Consider the following 16395-nt stretch of genomic DNA (forward strand, 5'->3'; position numbering starts at 1 on the left):
CTTCACCTTTTGTGTAACTGACCCTGAATGATGCATTCAGGGTCATGGTTTATATGGAACAACTATGGCATTAATCGTTCAAAAATATGGCGGTACCTCTATGGGTACTCCAGAGCGCATTTTAAATGTTGCTCGTCGTGTAAAGCGTTGGCATGATCACGGCCACAAGGTTGTAGTGGTTGTATCAGCAATGAGTGGCGAAACCAATCGTCTACTTGCTTTAGCGAAAGCCATTACCGAAACCCCTGACCCACGAGAATTAGACCAAATGGTTTCTACGGGTGAACAGGTAACGATTTCAATGTTAGCTATGGCGCTCAATTCTATTGGCGTTGAAGCTAAGTCGCTCACTGGTCGCCAAGTCGGCATTAAAACTGACAGTTCATTTACCAAAGCACGTATCGAGTCGATTGATACTGACACCATGAGTGCACATTTAGATGCTGGTCGTGTGATCGTGGTTGCGGGTTTCCAAGGCTTTGATGCCGATGGTAACACCACCACCCTCGGCCGTGGCGGTTCAGATACTTCAGGTGTTGCGCTTGCTGCGGCATTAAAAGCAGATGAGTGCCAAATCTATACAGATGTAGATGGTGTTTATACCACTGACCCACGAGTTGCGCCAAAGGCGAAAAAAGTAGACCGCATTTCATTTGAAGAAATGCTGGAAATGGCATCACTTGGTTCTAAAGTTCTACAAATTCGCTCGGTTGAATTTGCGGGCAAATACCAAGTGCCTTTACGCGTATTATCAAGTTTTGATAATGACGATGATGGCGCATTCGACGAAGACTTTAAAAACAACGTCGGAACACTAATCACCACTGAGGCGGAAGACAACATGGAACAACCAATTATCTCTGGTATCGCATTTAACCGTGACGAAGCTAAGCTTACGATTTTAGGTGTTCCTGATGAACCAGGTATTGCATCTAAAATTTTATCGCCAATTGGCAATGCCAACATTGAAGTGGATATGATTATCCAAAATGTTGAAGAAGATGGTACGACTGACTTCACCTTCACGGTAAACCGCGGCGAACTTGCAAAAGCAACGAAAATCCTTCAAGAAACGGCTCAAGCTATTGGTGCTCGCGAAGTTGCTACACGTGATGACATTGTTAAAGTGTCAATTGTAGGTGTGGGTATGCGTTCACACGCAGGTGTTGCAAGTAAAATGTTTACGGCCCTGGCTGATGAAGGCATCAACATTTTGATGATCTCAACTTCAGAAATCAAAATTTCCGTGATTATTGAAGAAAATTACTTAGAACTTGCTGTTCGCTCTTTGCACACGGCTTTTGGTTTAGACCGTGAACATGGCGAGTCAAGTGCCCGTGCTTAACTAATCGAGTGAAAAACTTGTCATTGTCTGACAGTTTTTGCAAAAGACTACAAAATTTCAGAGCCACTATAGTTTTTTCTATAGTGGCTCTGTTATATTAAACCCGAGGCTTTCTTAAATTTAAACCTATGTTATGCCAAATACCGCTAGACATTAAAAAAACAGAATGTCTGTAGTTGTATTGAACATTTGTTTAAATTTTTTAAATACAAAAAATTGTGTATTTATTTTAGTACAACTGCAGGTTTAGCGTTTTGCAAGGAGATAAACATGCTGATTTTGACCCGACGTGTCGGTGAAACATTAATGATTGGGGATCAAGTAAGCGTTACTGTGCTTGGTGTCAAAGGCAACCAAGTTCGTATTGGTGTCAATGCTCCCAAAGAAGTATCTGTACATCGTGAAGAGATCTATCAACGCATTCAGCATGAACGTGCTATGCATGAGCACCTTCAACATCTGGATCAGGATTACCAGCCTGCATTTGAAGATGAAGGTGTACATCAGAACAACTACAACCGTTAAGGTTGAAGTTTTCTGACATAAAGCGGCTCGATCAGCCGCTTTAAATTTTTATGGCATATCTTTTTGCTCAAGTGCTTCTATCACTTTTTTTACTGGTCCAAAACTGCGGCGGTGTTCATCAATCACCCCATATTCAGCAATCGCTTCAAAATGTGCCTTAGTTGGATAACCTTTATGTTTGGCAAAACCAAACTGAGGATATTTTCGATCCATCTCAATCATTTGATGGTCACGTGTCACTTTGGCCAAAATACTCGCTGCTGAGATTTCAGCATGTAAAGCATCCCCACCCACAATGGCCTCACAACTCATACTCAAGCCTTGTGGAATTTTATTACCATCAACCAAGACATGTTCGGGCTGTATCGTGAGCTGTTCAACCGCGCGGCGCATCGCAAGCAAAGATGCTTGTAAAATATTAATCTCATCAATTTCAGCAGCACTCGCCTCAGCAATCGCCCAAGCCAATGCTTTCTCCTGGATTTCGACAAAAAGTTTTTCACGTTTTTTTTCAGTCAATTTTTTGGAATCATTTAACCCTTGTATTGGTTTATTCGGGTCTAAAATTACCGCAGCAGCGACCACTGAACCCACCAAAGGGCCACGCCCTGCCTCATCTGCACCTGCAATTTGCATTTTCTACTCTCATAAAAAATGGCTGATCAACAGCCATTTTAAAAACTTAACAATTTATTCGGCTTAGTTTAGCATTTCAGAGGCGCATATGGCTGTTGTTTTTGTTGCGGCTAAAGCGCCACAGGTTGCCTTTGCTTTGGGATCAATTGCCGCCAAAGCCAATTGCTCTTTAGACAATACTTTGGGAGAGTTATCACCTACACAGTTACATACTACACGTTTTTTCTTTTATTTTTGGTCCTCTAATAACAGCTTACTGCCCATGATGCATGTCGGATTAGTTTCGATTTCATTCATACATTTTGCATGTGACGCCATTTTCATGATGGCCGAGATTCCATCATCATATGAGCTAGATAGAGGATTCAACACACAAGCGGAAAGCATAAGCGAGCCAAACAAACAGAGAATTAATTATCATTTTCATACAGACACACACCCTTTGTTGTAAAAGAAATAAGGCTTCAATTGTTATTATTCACATCAATAGACATCTTGCGTTAGTCAAAATTTAATCAGTGATAAGCATTGATTTTTAAATAAATATCAAAGTCTAAAATAGTCAAAAATAATACTTTCGCAAGAGGTCTAATATAAAAGATAAACGCCAAAAACTACAAAAAACTGCAAAGAAGCGAAGCATGTCCCTGCTTCTTTGATATATAACAACTTAATTCACCGCTTCAGCCACACATGCATTGATGGTTTTGGTTACTGCATTGCTAATAATAGTTGTACGTGCCGCAGGGTCAATGGCCGCTGTTGCCACATCGACAGCCGTAATATTTTGTGGGGCTTTTTCACTTACGCAACCACAAATTTCAGTCTGAATATCGGTTTTTTGGTCAGCAGTCATAAATTTGGTTGCTGTTTTCCATGCTGGTAGATTATTCAACTCAGTCGTACATTTTGCATTAATGGCAATTTTAAGCGCTGCTGTACCTAGTTGTTGCGTGGTGGTCGTCGTATTGGTCGTTGCCATATCAGTCGTTGTACAAGCCGAAAGGATCAAAGCCAAAGGAGCAAGCACTGCAATCATTTTTTTCACGGAGTTATCCATTTATAACAGTTAAAGTGCGCGTATTTTGCCGAAACTTTACTGTTTACGGAAACACTATTTCCATGCCATTTTAATATCTTTCGCTTATTGCACAGTTTTAAATCAGTCATGCACCATTGGTCTGTGCAGCGTTGCAGAATATCAACGCTATGTTGCATCTACTACATTTTTGACCTATCTATAGTTCTATAAAATAGCGCAACATAAAAATGGATGTGAATCTAATGAACTCGGCAAATACCCATTACACGCGTACTGCTCAAATTCTGCATTGGCTCATGGCAATTATCTTTATTGCTGCTTGGCTGATTGGTTTTTATAGCGGAAACTTCCTCAGCTATGATGCTGACGGTAGCTTTAAAGGGGATGTCATTACCTTACATAAGAACATTGCAACCACGATTATCTTTCTGGTGGTGATTCGTATCTTTTGGCGTTATACCCACCGTGCACCCAAACTTCCAGACAGCATGTCACCGTTAATGCAAAAAATGGCACACCTCGGTCATTTGGCTTTATATTTCATTTTGTTGGCTTTGCCAATCACTGGCTGTTTATTTAGCTGGAGTGCTGGGCACCCTGCGCCGGTATTGTACCTTTTTGAAATTCCCCGTTTAGTACAAGACAATCCACAGTTACTCGCGATCGTAAAACCTTTACATATCTGGATTTCATGGGCAGCTGGATTACTGTTGGTAGGGCATATTGCAGCAGCACTGAAACACCACTTTATTGATAAAGATAATGTGTTAAATAGCATGACCAAACAGGCAAAGTAAGACCAAGTTGAACCAGCCTAAAAGCATCAATCTGTTGCTTTTAGGACTTCATCCACCACACATCCTTTCAGCGTATTCAACACACCCTGTTGGACCACCTGTTTTTTGACTTGTTCATCAACTACGGCATGTAGCAAGGTTGTTGCTGGAATATCCTTTAACGCATTTTCACCCACGCAACCACAGATTTGCGTTTGGAGCTGATTCTTTTTCTCTTCACCAAGCAATGCTGTACTGACTTTCCACAGCCTTGTCGCTTCAAGCTCAACACCGCACTGATACACCACCACTGGCTTTAATAGCTTTTGAGTTAACCCTGTATCGGTTTTGAGCAAATAAACTGCAAAGAGCACAAAAATAACCACAAGCACTGCAATCATTTTTTTCATATTGATCTCACATAAAAAAGACAGAGCGAACTCTGTCTTTAAAAGGGCATCAGATTAAGCAATGGCTGCAATTTCAGCCGCCCATTTTTGCTTCTCTTCTGCCGAAATAAACGACGCCTCAAAAGAGTTCAGCGCCAATTGTTTTAGCTCAGCTGCTGTTAAGTCTAACGCATCTGTAATGGCAATAAAGTTATCATTCATATAACCACCAAAGTACGATGGATCATCTGAATTTACTGTCACTTGCACACCTTGTTGCAACAAACGGCGGATGTTGTGCTGTGCCATATCGTTAACGACACATAGCTTTAAGTTGCTGAGTGGACAAACTGTCAGTGGCATTTTCTCTGCGATCAAACGCTGCATTAATACAGGATCTTCTTCAGAGCGCACACCATGGTCAATACGATTCACTTTAAGCAAATCTAAAGCTTCCCACACATATTCTGCTGGACCTTCTTCACCCGCATGCGCAACCACTAAAAAGCCAGCTTCACGCGCTTTAGCAAAGACACGTTCAAACTTTGAAGGAGGATGCCCAACTTCGCTTGAGTCCAAGCCCACACCAATGATTTGATCTTTATACGGCAATGCCTGTGCTAAAGTTTCAAGGGCTGCTTCTTCACTTAAATGACGCAAGAAACACATAATCAAATGCGAACTAATGCCAAATTTTGCCTTGGCATCATCACATGCGCGTTGCAGACCATTAATCACTGTTTCAAAAGCAATACCGCGGTCAGTATGCGTTTGTGGATCAAAGAACATTTCGGTATGCACTACACGATCTTCGGCACATTTTTCAAAGTATGCCCAAGCCAAGTCATAAAAGTCTTGCTCATGAATCAGTACATTTGCACCTGCATAATAAATGTCTAAAAATGATTGCAGATTGTGAAAATTATAAGCCTGTTTCACTTCTTCAACCGACTTATAAGGAATGTCTATTTGATTACGCTGTGCGATTGCAAACATGAGTTCTGGCTCAAATGTCCCTTCAATATGCACATGCAATTCAGCTTTTGGTAAAGCACGAATGAGCTCCAATTGACTCATATCTTTTCCTCTTTAAAAATAAAAAAGGGCGTAAACTGAGTTTACACCCTTATCACTATTTGATGAATTAGCCACCAAATAACGCGAATTTTAATGCCCAAAGCACAGCCACGATCCACACCATGTACGGTACAGTCGCCGCTTTACCGGTGAACAATTTAACCAATGCATAGCTAATAAAGCCCATCGCAATACCATCTGCAATTGAGTAGGTAAATGGCATAAATACAATGGTTAAGAACGCAGGTACAGCTTCAGTAATATCATCCCAATCAATATGGGTAATCCCCTGAATCATCAACACACCAACAAATAACAATGCTGGAGCTGTTGCAAAACCAGGTACAGATTGAGCTAGAGGTGCTAAAAACAAACATAAGATAAATAACACACCGACCACAACTGCGGTTAAACCTGTACGGCCACCAGCAGCAACACCCGCAGACGACTCAATATATGGTGTCGTCGAAGATGTACCTAATGCTGCACCAGCAACAATTGCGGTTGAGTCTGCAAATAATGCTTTTTTCAAACGTGGAAGCTTGCCATCTTTCAGTAAGCCTGCACGGTGTGACACGCCAACCAATGTACCTGTTGAGTCAAATAAATCGACCAAGAAAAATACAAAGATGACACCCACTAAGCTTGCCGTAAATAGACCTTCAAAGTCCATTTGCATGAAAGTTGGAGCAATTGATGGAATCTCACCAACAACACCTTTAAACTCGCTTAAGCCCATTGCTGTTGAAATTGCAGTTAAAGCCAAGATGCTGATAATAATAGCACCACGCACTTTAAAGTGATGCAGTACAACCACCATCAAGAAGCCAAATAAAGCCAAAAGAACCGTCGGTTGCTTTAAGTCGCCCAATCCAACCAAAGTCGCTGGATTGTCCACAATAACGCCTGCATTTTTTAAAGCAATCAGCGCAAGGAATAAACCAATTCCGCCGCCAATCGCAAGCTTAAGCGACATTGGGATTGCATTCACAATGGCTTCACGGATCTTAAACATACTGATCGCAATGAACACCAAACCTGATACAAACACTGCAGCTAAAGCAGTCTGCCAAGGCACACCCATACCCATACACACCGAATAGGTAAAGTAAGCGTTTAAGCCCATACCCGGTGCTAATGCAATTGGATAATTTGCAACAATACCCATAACCAAACAGCCAATTGCGGCTGCAAGACAAGTCGCTACAAAGACAGCACCATGATCCATCCCCGTTTCGGATAAAATCATTGGATTCACAATAATGATGTAACACATGGTTAAGAATGTGGTTACACCTGCAAGAAGCTCTGTACGAAAACTGGTTTTATTTTCACTCAGTTTGAACATACGCTCGAGCATATTTTCTGAAGATGGATTAGGAGTCGTCATGACCTAGCCCCTGTAAATAAACTTTTAAAACTGTATAACTGCCAAAAAATTTCGACACTCAGTACGATGAAAATCTGATTAAATTTCTGGAAGTTAAAGCAATGAATATGCCAAATTTCCTCAATTTAGGAAAAGTTTATTTAGCCATGAATGATTCAAACGCAGGGTCGAACCATATATACCTAAACAAAAAAGCCGCATAAACCGTATGCAGCTTTCAACAAAAACGTCATTTTAGACTCAAAGTCTAAAATTCAATATATCTTGGCGCGAATTATAACACACTGATTTTTAATTGTTTTAAATTTATTTTTAATTAAAATTCAACACGATAAGTCATTTATACATGATTTTATTCTATCTTAAGCTTCAAATTACTTTAATGGAGACCTGATCGATTATTGCTTCAGCATCACTTTGAAAACGAGCTATTGACTTTTTCAGGCACGACGTTTGCCTTTGAGAGAGGACTCAACTTTTGCACTTTAGGCTCAGTACTGTTCATGAGTTGATTCAACTGTTGCTGTTTTTTCGTTTCTGTATCCTGAAAAACAACAAACCCAAGCAAACAAACAGCAGCCACAAAAATAGGGATTAGAATTTTTTTCATGACATTCACAATATCCACAACTGCTTTAGCATGATTACAAATCATAACAAATAATACAAAGGGCCACACATTTATCAGATAAAAAGTATCTTCACACTTTATAGTTTTTTCTGATTTAATTATTTCAATAACATAAGATTAAATTAAATGAGTGAGAAAAAAATATGATCAAAGTGCTCAATTTTGTAATATTTTATATTTCAAAAAATTACAGTTGATTAACCTTTTATGAACATAATTTGGTTTAGACAAGATCTTCGCATACACGACCATGCCGCACTTTGGCATGCAAGCCAACATGGACCTATGCTGGCTTTAGTGATCCTATCCCCACAACAGTGGCTATTACATCATGATGCAGCTGTAAAAATTGATTTATATGTCAGACAATTGCACGATTTAAAACAGAGCCTTGCTCAGCTGAATATTCCTTTGCTCATTCTAAATATTCCGCTGTGGCAAGATATTCCACGTCGGCTTTCATCTTTGTGTCATACACTGCAAGTACAACAGATTTTTGCAAATATCGAAATGGGCGTGAATGAGCTTAAGCGCGATGCCGAAGTTCAACAATGCTTAAATCAGCAACACATTGAATTTACACTCTTCCAAGATCGAACCCTCTTTCCCTTAAACAGTATTCGTAACCAATCTGGTAAGCCCTATCAAGTCTTTGGCGCTTTTAAAAAAACCTGTTATGAGCGCTTAAATATTGGCTTACCGCAGTGCTACCCTCTCCCTTCTGCACAGCAACCTATGCACCTTCCTGCCAATTTAAATACAGCCATTCCACACATTGAATCGCTGATTGATGTGAATACGAATGAATTAAATCAAATTAAAGCCTATTGGCCTGAAACGGAAATATATGCGCTTTCAGTGCTCGATGATTTTATTGATCACAAAGTTAGTGACTATCAAAAAGAGAGAGACTTTCCATTTTTAAATAGCACCAGTCAACTTTCAACTTATTTAAATCTCGGGATCGTATCGATTCGACAGTGTCTCAATGCCCTGTTTCGTGCTCAACACGGCCAATTTATGATTGATAACACAGGTCAGCAGACTTGGTTAGATGAATTACTTTGGCGAGAGTTTTATCAGCATATTTTATTTGATTTTCCACATGTCTCTAAACACCTGCCATTTAAAGCCAACACACAGCGTATTGTTTGGCGAGATTCGCCTGAAGATTTAAACGCATGGCAACAAGGTCGTACTGGTATCCCAATTGTGGATGCAGGTATGCGGCAACTACTTGCGACAGGCTGGATGCATAATCGAGTTCGTATGATTGTCGCAATGTTCTTAACTAAAAACTTGTTGATTGATTGGCGAATGGGCGAGCAATGGTTTATGCAACATTTGGCTGATGGTGACTTAGCTGCCAATAATGGCGGATGGCAGTGGTGTGCCTCCACCGGCACTGATGCTGTGCCTTACTTCCGAGTCTTTAACCCTGTGAGCCAATCTCAGAAATTTGATAACAATGGTGATTATATTCGACAGTGGCTGCCAGAGCTTGCACATTTAGATGCCAAAAGCATTCATGAGCCTTATGCAAAGCAGCCAAATATGGATTTGGACTACCCCAAACCAATCGTCGATTTAAAATCGAGTCGTATTCGTGCCATTGAAGCATTTAAAGGGCTTTAATCACCCAAAGCTTGGGCTAAGTTCTGCTTAGCCAGACGCTCATAGCGCTTTTGGAAAAATGGCGTCTGGTACAGTGGCTGCGTTTCTAAAAAGTGCCTTAACACTTGTTGGCGCTTCTTCACATAAAGTGCGGGCTCAACCCAAGCATATTCTTGCTGAATTTGGCGTTCATATTCAGCAAAACGCATAGGATCGCTGGCTAAAATAGCCAGATCAATATCCAATAGATAAGCCAAATCAGTGTCAGCTGTCGGTGCATGTGCTTTGGTTGCCAAAATCCATGCATAGATCTTTGCAATTTGCTCAGTTTCAAGCACATTTTTAAGCATCTGTTGCATGTAGTTAGCGCTTTGCTGCTCATTGTCATGTGCTTGCGGGTTATAAATGACATCATGAAACCAAATAGCCAACTCAACAGACAAAGTATCATCTAGGTAGGTTTTGATCTGATGAAAATGCTCTAAGCATTCAACAATATGTTGAATGCTATGATAATGCCGCTGTAATTCACTATAGGCGTCATACAGCGAGACATAGAACTTTTGAGTGGTATCATCATCCAAACTCAGTTTCTTTGCGGTAAGCGCCCAATAGTCCTGAAACTGTTTTGTATACTGCGCCATTGGAATGCCCTTGCATTATGCCGCCTGTTCATCTCGTTTAAAGACCAACTCACCTTTTAATGAGCTGTCGGCATCAAAGTAATAACCATCTGTTTGGAATGATTTTAACCCCGCAATTTGATCAATTTGGTTTTCAATCATATAACGCGCCATCAAACCACGTGCTTTTTTGGCATAGAAACTAATGACTTTATACTTGCCATTTTTCTGATCTAAAAACACAGGTTTAATAATTTCAGCTTGAATTTTGCTTTCTTTCACAGACTTATAGTACTCATCCGAAGCAATATTCAACAAAATTTTAGAACCTGCCTGCTCTAAATCTTGGTTAATTAAATCGGTAATGTGATTGCCCCAAAACTCATACAGATTATGTCCGCGTGGGTTAGCCAGCTTGGTTCCCATCTCTAAACGATACGGCATCATCAAGTCCAGTGGACGTAGCAAACCATATAACCCAGAGAGCATTCTTAAATGTTGCTGTGCATATTCAATGTTCGACTCTGACAAATGATAAGCATCTAAACCAGTATAGACATCGCCTTTAAAAGCAAACATAGCTTGTCGGGCATTGGCAAAGCTGAATTCTGGCTGCCAATCACGAAAGCGATCGACGTTTAAGGTGGCAATTTTTTCACTGACGCTCATTAAGCTTGCAATTTCACTTGCTGACAGTTTGCGACTAACTTCGATCAATTCTTGGGAATGTTGCAACAATCTGGGTTGTGTATACGCATCGGTTGGTAAAGCAGTTTGGTAATCTAAAGTTTTGGCAGGAGAAACAAGGGCAAGCATAGATAACCTGATTAAAAAACAATTAAACAGACTATATCAGTAGACTTATTTTATTGCCAATCTGTGTTTTTAATAAGCATAAACGGTTAAACTAGCCGATTCTCCTGTTATATGTATCGATTCTCTATGTCTGAGCAGATGTTCATTCAAGGTCCAGTTGGGCAAATTGAAGTTTTTGTAGATTATCCACAGGGTGAAGTGAAAGGATTCGCGGTAGTTACTCACCCCCATCCACTCCAAGGTGGTACGCCTCAACACAAGGTTCCAGCATTACTTGCGCAAATGTTCTTAGAACGTGGTTGTATTGTGTACCGTCCAAGTTTCCGTGGCTCAGGTCAAAGTGTTGGTCTACACGATGAAGGTCATGGCGAAACTGATGATGTTCTTGAAGTGATTAAGCATGCTCGTGCAGCACATACAACTTTACCCTTTTATGCGGGTGGTTTTAGTTTCGGTGCGCATGTCATGGCAAAATGCTATGATGCTTTACAAGAAGAAATTCGACCAAAACAAACTATTTTATGTGGTCTACCAACGGCAACGGTCGCAGGTGTGCGCCACTATGTAACACCACAGCTTAAAGGTGACATCTTATTCATCCATGGCGAAGCAGATGAAGTTACCTTACTGTCTGATATGATTACATGGGCTAAACCGCAGCGCCATTTAGTGACTGTATTACCTGGTGCAAACCATTTCTTTACCGGTTACCTAAAACAGTTACGTATTGCTATTACACGTTTCCTCTGGATTTAACGCATCACTCAGTTCAGGAAAGAAACGGCTGTCTAACATTAGCCCCTTTCTTTCTTGAACTTTTATTTTTAATCTAGACCTATCTCTTTTTCTATTCCAACGCTTAATAAGCCATTTCCAGCAGCTTCATTAGTCATCCCTTATATCTCTTGTCAAAATAGTTTTAAGCTTCCTTTTGAGCGCTAAACTCAACCAGCACGATCTCCATCAAATACCTGTTTTAAAAATTAGTGAGGGTTGAATCCTGCTAATGGTAGTTTATGCAACAATCTATGCTTGAACTTGATATATTCTGCACATTATTATTCAAATAATAAATTATACAATCAATACCTTAGCTCGTGAGAGCTATTCATTTAAATAATTTTTAAAATATTCAGGGATTTTATGAAAACAATTCTCGGGGCAATTTTAGTCACTATAGCCACCACTTCAGTCTGTGCTCAGGACATTATAGGAACTTGGCGTTATATCGATGATAAAACTGGAGAACCCAAAGGTCTGGTGAAAATTGAAAAGCAAGCCAATGGAACTTATGCAGGAACTGCACTGAAAGCAACTCCTCGCCCAGGTTATACAGCAAAAGAGTTCTGCACCAACTGCCCTGCACCCTACACCGATAAGCCTATTATTGGTATGCAAGTGATTACTGGTTTAAAAACTGAAAATAATATTAATTATACGCATGGTAAAATCATTGACCCCATTTCAGGCAAGCTGTATAGCCTAAAAGGTAAAATTAGCCCAAATGGTAAAAAGCTATTCTTAAGAGGTTATTTAGGTGTTTCTGCTGTGGGACGTAGCCAAACTTGGTTACGTGTGGAATAAGTCTTCTAGCACATCCAGTTATAAGCAGATTGCCTCATCAAAATATTAAACGTGTTCTGTTCTAAAAAATGCTGAATTAGGAAAAACCAATTCAGCATTTTTTTATCTATTCAATTAGCCTTTCCACTCAAACTCAGTAAAACTTTTATCCGTTTTTAGTGTGGTTTCAACCGCTTGTGCCAATTGATTTAATAAGCTTCGTTCAGCAATTCGGTCTAACCAGTCTTGCTCCTCATCTGGATAAGAGGCAATTTCGCACACCAAATTTCCTTCACTGTCATGGCTTTGGCACGTAATAGACAGTGGCAAAGTATGATTATCGACACTCACAGCCACTTGATCACCACTTTGTGGCAAAGTTTCAAAACCAAATTGACCTAACTTTTGAACCAGTAGGTCTTGTACCTGCTTCTGTACTAGACTACTTTCACTTACTTCCTGCTGCTGTCCATGCTGCGCCGTAAATTGTAATTTTCTCATTGATCATCCCAAAGGCTTTTTTGTTATATGGGTTTAGCATAATGGCTTAATACAAAACAGCCAAGCAAAAGCTTGGCTGTTCTCACACAAAATATATAAGCTTTAGTCTTATTCCGTGACTTGGATCGCTAAACCAGCTTGATTGCTTAATTGCGTAAAGGTTGGGAAACTCGTAGCAACCGTTTCAGTACCAATGATTTTAATTTCACCAGAGGTGCGTAAACCGGCAATTGAGAAACTCATCGCAATACGGTGATCATGATGTGATTCAATTTCGCCACCAGTGAAAATCGCGCCCCACTCACCTGAATGACCTTTACCTTCGATGATGATACCATCGTCAGTCGGCGTACAATCGATACCCATGGTTTTTAAACCATCCGCCATCACTTGAATACGATCTGATTCTTTCACACGCAGCTCAGCAGCACCCGTTAATACGGTTTGCCCTTCAGCACATGCCGCTGCAATGAACAATGCAGGGAATTCATCAATCGCCAATGGCACTTGATCTTCAGGCATATGAATACCTTTGAGTGTACGTGTGCCTTGAATACGAATATCTGCAATCGGCTCACCGCCTGCAATACGTTCATTTTCAACCGTAATGTCCGCACCCATTTGCTTCAAAATCTCGATCACACCTGTACGGGTTGGGTTAATGCCCACGGCTTCTAAAGTGACGTCTGAACCTTCAGTAATCGCAGCACCCACCATAAAAAAAGCAGCCGACGAAATATCTGATGGCACCTGAATCTCTGTACCGACTAGCTTACCGCCACCTTGCAGTGAGATTCGATTACCCTTTGTTTTCACATCATAACCAAATGCACGTAGCATACGTTCAGTATGGTCACGTGTAGGTTCTGGTTCTGTGACCGATGTTTCACCTGCTGCCCACAATCCTGCCAATAAAATCCCAGATTTCACCTGCGCAGATGCCATTGGCAAATCATAGTGAATACCTTGTAAAGCTTGGTTTCCCGTGATCGAAACAGGAGGTGTACCACGCTCACCTGTAGTTTGAATCTGTGCACCCATTTCGCGTAACGGTTTAGCAATACGTTCCATTGGACGCTTCGATAGTGATGCATCACCCGTCATGACAGAGTCAAATTTTTGTGCAGAAAGCATCCCTGAAAGCAGACGCATTGAAGTCCCTGAGTTACCCATGTAAAGCGCACTTGCGGGTGCTTTTAGGCCATTTACGCCTACACCATGAATCGTCACTTCACCATTTTTAGGACCTTCAATGCTCACACCCATATCACGGAAGGCTTGTAAGGTTGCTAACGCATCTTCACCTTCCAAGAAACCTGTCACATGCGTCGTTCCTTCCGCAATTGCACCAAACATGATTGAACGGTGTGACACAGATTTATCGCCTGGCACGCTAAACTTACCTTGGAAACTTTTTTTACCCGGTAATATGGTGAATTGCTGTGTCGTCACTTTATTGTTCTCCATGAAAGGTTTTTGAGCGAGCATATGGTTAAAATGCTGGCGTGCTGCTTGTGCATGTCCAAGCAAGCCCATTAAAGCATGTGAATCTTCATCTTCAATGAGTTTACGAATCGTTGCCAGTTGGTTTTCAAAACCATCTACGGCATTTAAAATGGCTTTTTTATTGGCAAAAAAGATGTCGTGCCACATTTGTGGGTCACTTGCCGCAATTCGAGAAAAATCGCGGAATCCCCCCGCAGCATAGCGAAAAATGTCCAAATTATCTTCACGGTTTGCCAGTTGTTCGACTAAGTTAAAGGCCATCAAATGCGGAAGATGACTGGTATGCGCCAAGACTTCATCATGCTTGGCCACATCCATACAAATCACTTCTGCTTTCGCAGCTTGCCATAGTTGGATCAGTTTCTCTACAGCCCAATCAGCACTGGTCGGTAATGGTGTCAAAATCACTTTATGATTTGCAAATAAATCGACCTTACCTGCATGCACACCCGTGTGTTCTGCCCCCGCAATTGGATGCCCCGGTACAAACCCAGCAGGTAATGCTTCGCCATACACTGCTTTAGCCGCGTCGACGACATTGCCTTTGGTACTGCCTACATCGGTAATAATCGTATGTTCTTGCAAATATGGTTTGATGGTTTCCAAGACTTTTTGCGTTGCACGAACGGGTAAGGCTAAAACCACCAAGTCCGCACCTTGAACCGCCTGTACAGGATCGCTATACCCCTGTTGGATTAAACCCAAAGCTTTGGCATCCTGTAAGGTTTTTTCCGAACGTGTAGAGGCTACAATATTTTGGGTTAAACCTTCAGCAATCATGACCCGTGCAAGACTCGAACCAATCAGTCCAAGACCAATAAATGCAACTTTTTCAAACAGTGGCGCAGACATAATTTAAGCGTTCGCCTCTAAACCTAGTACGTTGGCCAAAGCCGTTAAAAATTTCGTATTTTCAGCTTCAGTTCCAATCGATACACGTAAATGATCGGCGATGCCCACGGGACGAACAATCACCCCCTCTTTTAATAAAGCATTAAAAGTTTGTTCAGGATCGGCTTGTATATCGACCAGAATAAAGTTAGCACGAGAAGGCTCATAGTTTAGGCCTAGCGCTTTAAACCCTGTTTCAAGTTGCACCATGCCCGCTTTATTGACCACACGTGATTTCTCAATGAAATCTTCATCTTTCAGTGCAGCAACTGCTGCCACCATGGCTAAATGGTTGACGTTAAACGGCTGACGTATACGATTTAAGAAATCTGTCACTTCTGCCGATGCTAAAGCAAAACCAACACGGAGTGCAGCTAAACCAAAGCACTTCGACATAGTACGGCTAACAATCAGGTTTGAATACTGTGCTAAAAACTTTAAACTGTTAAAGTTTTCTGGGAAATATTCCACATAAGCTTCATCCAAAACCACGATCACATGACTCGGTACTTTTTGCATGAAGCGCTCAAATTCGGCCTCTTCAAACCAAGTTCCTGTCGGGTTATTGGGATTTGCAATAAACACCAATTTGGTATTGTCTTTAATTGCTCCCGCCATCGCGTCAAGGTCATGCGAAAAACCTTGAGCAGGTACCTCAATCGCTTCAGCGTTTATGGCTTGCGTGACCAGAGCATAAACTGCAAATGCGTGTTGGCTATACACCACCGAGTCTTTATCTGAAACAAATGCACGGGCAAAAATTTCAAGTAGATCGTTTGAACCATTGCCTAAAGTAATACAATCATGTGCTACACCAAACTGCGCATGAATTTGATCCTTTAAAATAAAACCGCCACCGTCTGGATATCGTCCAATTGCCGCCAATTCAGCAGCAACTGCTTCTTTTACTTTGTCCGAACAACCCAAAGGGTTTTCATTTGATGCAAGTTTAACAATATCGGTTATCCCCAATTCACGCTCTAATTCGCTAATTGGCTTGCCTGGTTGATATGGTTTTAACTTCGCAATACCTTCATTGGCTGGAGCAAACGACATGTGACCTTCCATTC

General features: G+C 41.1%; 17 protein-coding genes. 7 read left to right on the top strand and 10 right to left on the bottom strand.

The features are described 5' to 3' along the window. Positions 1-64 precede the first annotated feature (64 nt). Together ACG9ZB_RS06610 and csrA are read left to right on the top strand one after the other, a co-directional pair. Positions 65-1345, top strand: coding sequence for an aspartate kinase (locus ACG9ZB_RS06610; protein ID WP_419325002.1), 1281 nt, complete (start codon positions 65-67; stop codon positions 1343-1345). Positions 1346-1615: 270 nt separating this feature from the next. Next, the gene (csrA, locus tag ACG9ZB_RS06615; protein WP_279701224.1) at positions 1616-1870 is read left to right on the top strand and encodes a carbon storage regulator CsrA; all 255 of its coding nucleotides are present in this window, start codon (positions 1616-1618) and stop codon (positions 1868-1870) included. A 48-nt stretch (positions 1871-1918) separates the two neighbouring features. Here the strand turns inward: csrA and rnhB are convergent, their stop codons facing one another. Beyond that, positions 1919-2506 (bottom strand): ribonuclease HII, encoded by a 588-nt coding sequence (rnhB, locus tag ACG9ZB_RS06620; RefSeq protein WP_279701222.1) that lies wholly within the window; start codon positions 2504-2506, stop codon positions 1919-1921. 88 nt (positions 2507-2594) lie between these two features. Here rnhB and ACG9ZB_RS06625 point away from each other — a divergent pair, with 88 nt between their 5' ends. Then, entirely contained in the window at positions 2595-2957 is a 363-nt protein-coding gene (locus ACG9ZB_RS06625) for a hypothetical protein (RefSeq protein ID WP_419325004.1), read from the top strand. A 219-nt stretch (positions 2958-3176) separates the two neighbouring features. Here ACG9ZB_RS06625 and ACG9ZB_RS06630 read toward each other — a convergent pair whose 3' ends face one another. Further along, positions 3177-3554 carry a hypothetical protein gene (locus tag ACG9ZB_RS06630; RefSeq protein ID WP_035326742.1) on the bottom strand — a complete coding sequence of 126 codons (378 nt, stop codon included), beginning with the start codon at positions 3552-3554 and terminating at the stop codon, positions 3177-3179. Between the two features lie 236 nt (positions 3555-3790). On the opposite strand from ACG9ZB_RS06630, the gene ACG9ZB_RS06635 reads away from it, so the two are divergent. After that, positions 3791-4345: a cytochrome b gene (locus ACG9ZB_RS06635; protein WP_419325006.1), complete on the top strand. Its 555-nt coding sequence runs from the start codon at positions 3791-3793 to the stop codon at positions 4343-4345. Between the two features lie 26 nt (positions 4346-4371). Here the strand turns inward: ACG9ZB_RS06635 and ACG9ZB_RS06640 are convergent, their stop codons facing one another. The 3 genes from ACG9ZB_RS06640 to ACG9ZB_RS06650 all read right to left on the bottom strand — a co-directional run bounded on the left by ACG9ZB_RS06640 (position 4372) and on the right by ACG9ZB_RS06650 (position 7180). Further along, positions 4372-4734, bottom strand: coding sequence for a hypothetical protein (locus ACG9ZB_RS06640; RefSeq protein ID WP_178927683.1), 363 nt, complete (start codon positions 4732-4734; stop codon positions 4372-4374). Between the two features lie 54 nt (positions 4735-4788). After that, a complete protein-coding gene (locus tag ACG9ZB_RS06645) occupies positions 4789-5790 on the bottom strand; it encodes an adenosine deaminase (protein ID WP_178927684.1) in 1002 nt (333 codons plus the stop codon). 67 nt (positions 5791-5857) lie between these two features. Continuing rightward, positions 5858-7180 carry an NCS2 family permease gene (locus ACG9ZB_RS06650; RefSeq protein WP_004696144.1) on the bottom strand — a complete coding sequence of 441 codons (1323 nt, stop codon included), beginning with the start codon at positions 7178-7180 and terminating at the stop codon, positions 5858-5860. An 838-nt stretch (positions 7181-8018) separates the two neighbouring features. Here ACG9ZB_RS06650 and ACG9ZB_RS06655 point away from each other — a divergent pair. Further along, entirely contained in the window at positions 8019-9446 is a 1428-nt protein-coding gene (locus tag ACG9ZB_RS06655) for a cryptochrome/photolyase family protein (RefSeq protein ID WP_281962999.1), read from the top strand. On the opposite strand, the gene ACG9ZB_RS06660 is transcribed toward ACG9ZB_RS06655, so the two are convergent. Together ACG9ZB_RS06660 and yaaA are read right to left on the bottom strand one after the other, a co-directional pair. Beyond that, positions 9443-10069 (bottom strand): metal-dependent hydrolase, encoded by a 627-nt coding sequence (locus tag ACG9ZB_RS06660; protein ID WP_281962998.1) that lies wholly within the window; start codon positions 10067-10069, stop codon positions 9443-9445. The two genes, ACG9ZB_RS06655 and ACG9ZB_RS06660, sit on opposite strands and share 4 nt — an antisense overlap. A 15-nt stretch (positions 10070-10084) precedes the next feature. Continuing rightward, the gene (gene yaaA, locus ACG9ZB_RS06665; RefSeq protein ID WP_159152873.1) at positions 10085-10864 is read right to left on the bottom strand and encodes a peroxide stress protein YaaA; all 780 of its coding nucleotides are present in this window, start codon (positions 10862-10864) and stop codon (positions 10085-10087) included. A gap of 126 nt (positions 10865-10990) precedes the next feature. Here yaaA and ACG9ZB_RS06670 point away from each other — a divergent pair, with 126 nt between their 5' ends. Both ACG9ZB_RS06670 and ACG9ZB_RS06675 read left to right on the top strand, forming a co-directional pair. Continuing rightward, entirely contained in the window at positions 10991-11620 is a 630-nt protein-coding gene (locus ACG9ZB_RS06670; protein WP_010327145.1) for an alpha/beta hydrolase, read from the top strand. 387 nt (positions 11621-12007) lie between these two features. Further along, complete coding sequence (locus ACG9ZB_RS06675) at positions 12008-12448, top strand: DUF2147 domain-containing protein (RefSeq protein WP_411370362.1); 441 nt, start codon at positions 12008-12010, stop codon at positions 12446-12448. A 114-nt stretch (positions 12449-12562) separates the two neighbouring features. Here ACG9ZB_RS06675 and ACG9ZB_RS06680 read toward each other — a convergent pair whose 3' ends face one another. The 3 genes from ACG9ZB_RS06680 to hisC form a co-directional block, all read right to left on the bottom strand. Then, positions 12563-12928, bottom strand: a complete 366-nt coding sequence (locus ACG9ZB_RS06680) for a hypothetical protein (protein WP_419325010.1) — start codon at positions 12926-12928, stop codon at positions 12563-12565. 108 nt (positions 12929-13036) lie between these two features. Beyond that, entirely contained in the window at positions 13037-15286 is a 2250-nt protein-coding gene (locus ACG9ZB_RS06685) for a bifunctional prephenate dehydrogenase/3-phosphoshikimate 1-carboxyvinyltransferase (protein ID WP_419325012.1), read from the bottom strand. 3 nt (positions 15287-15289) lie between these two features. Continuing rightward, complete coding sequence (gene hisC, locus ACG9ZB_RS06690) at positions 15290-16381, bottom strand: histidinol-phosphate transaminase (protein WP_419325014.1); 1092 nt, start codon at positions 16379-16381, stop codon at positions 15290-15292. Positions 16382-16395: the final 14 nt, after the last annotated feature.

The organism is Acinetobacter johnsonii, from assembly GCF_048551975.1.
Taxonomy (GTDB): Bacteria; Pseudomonadota; Gammaproteobacteria; order Pseudomonadales; family Moraxellaceae; genus Acinetobacter; species Acinetobacter johnsonii_A.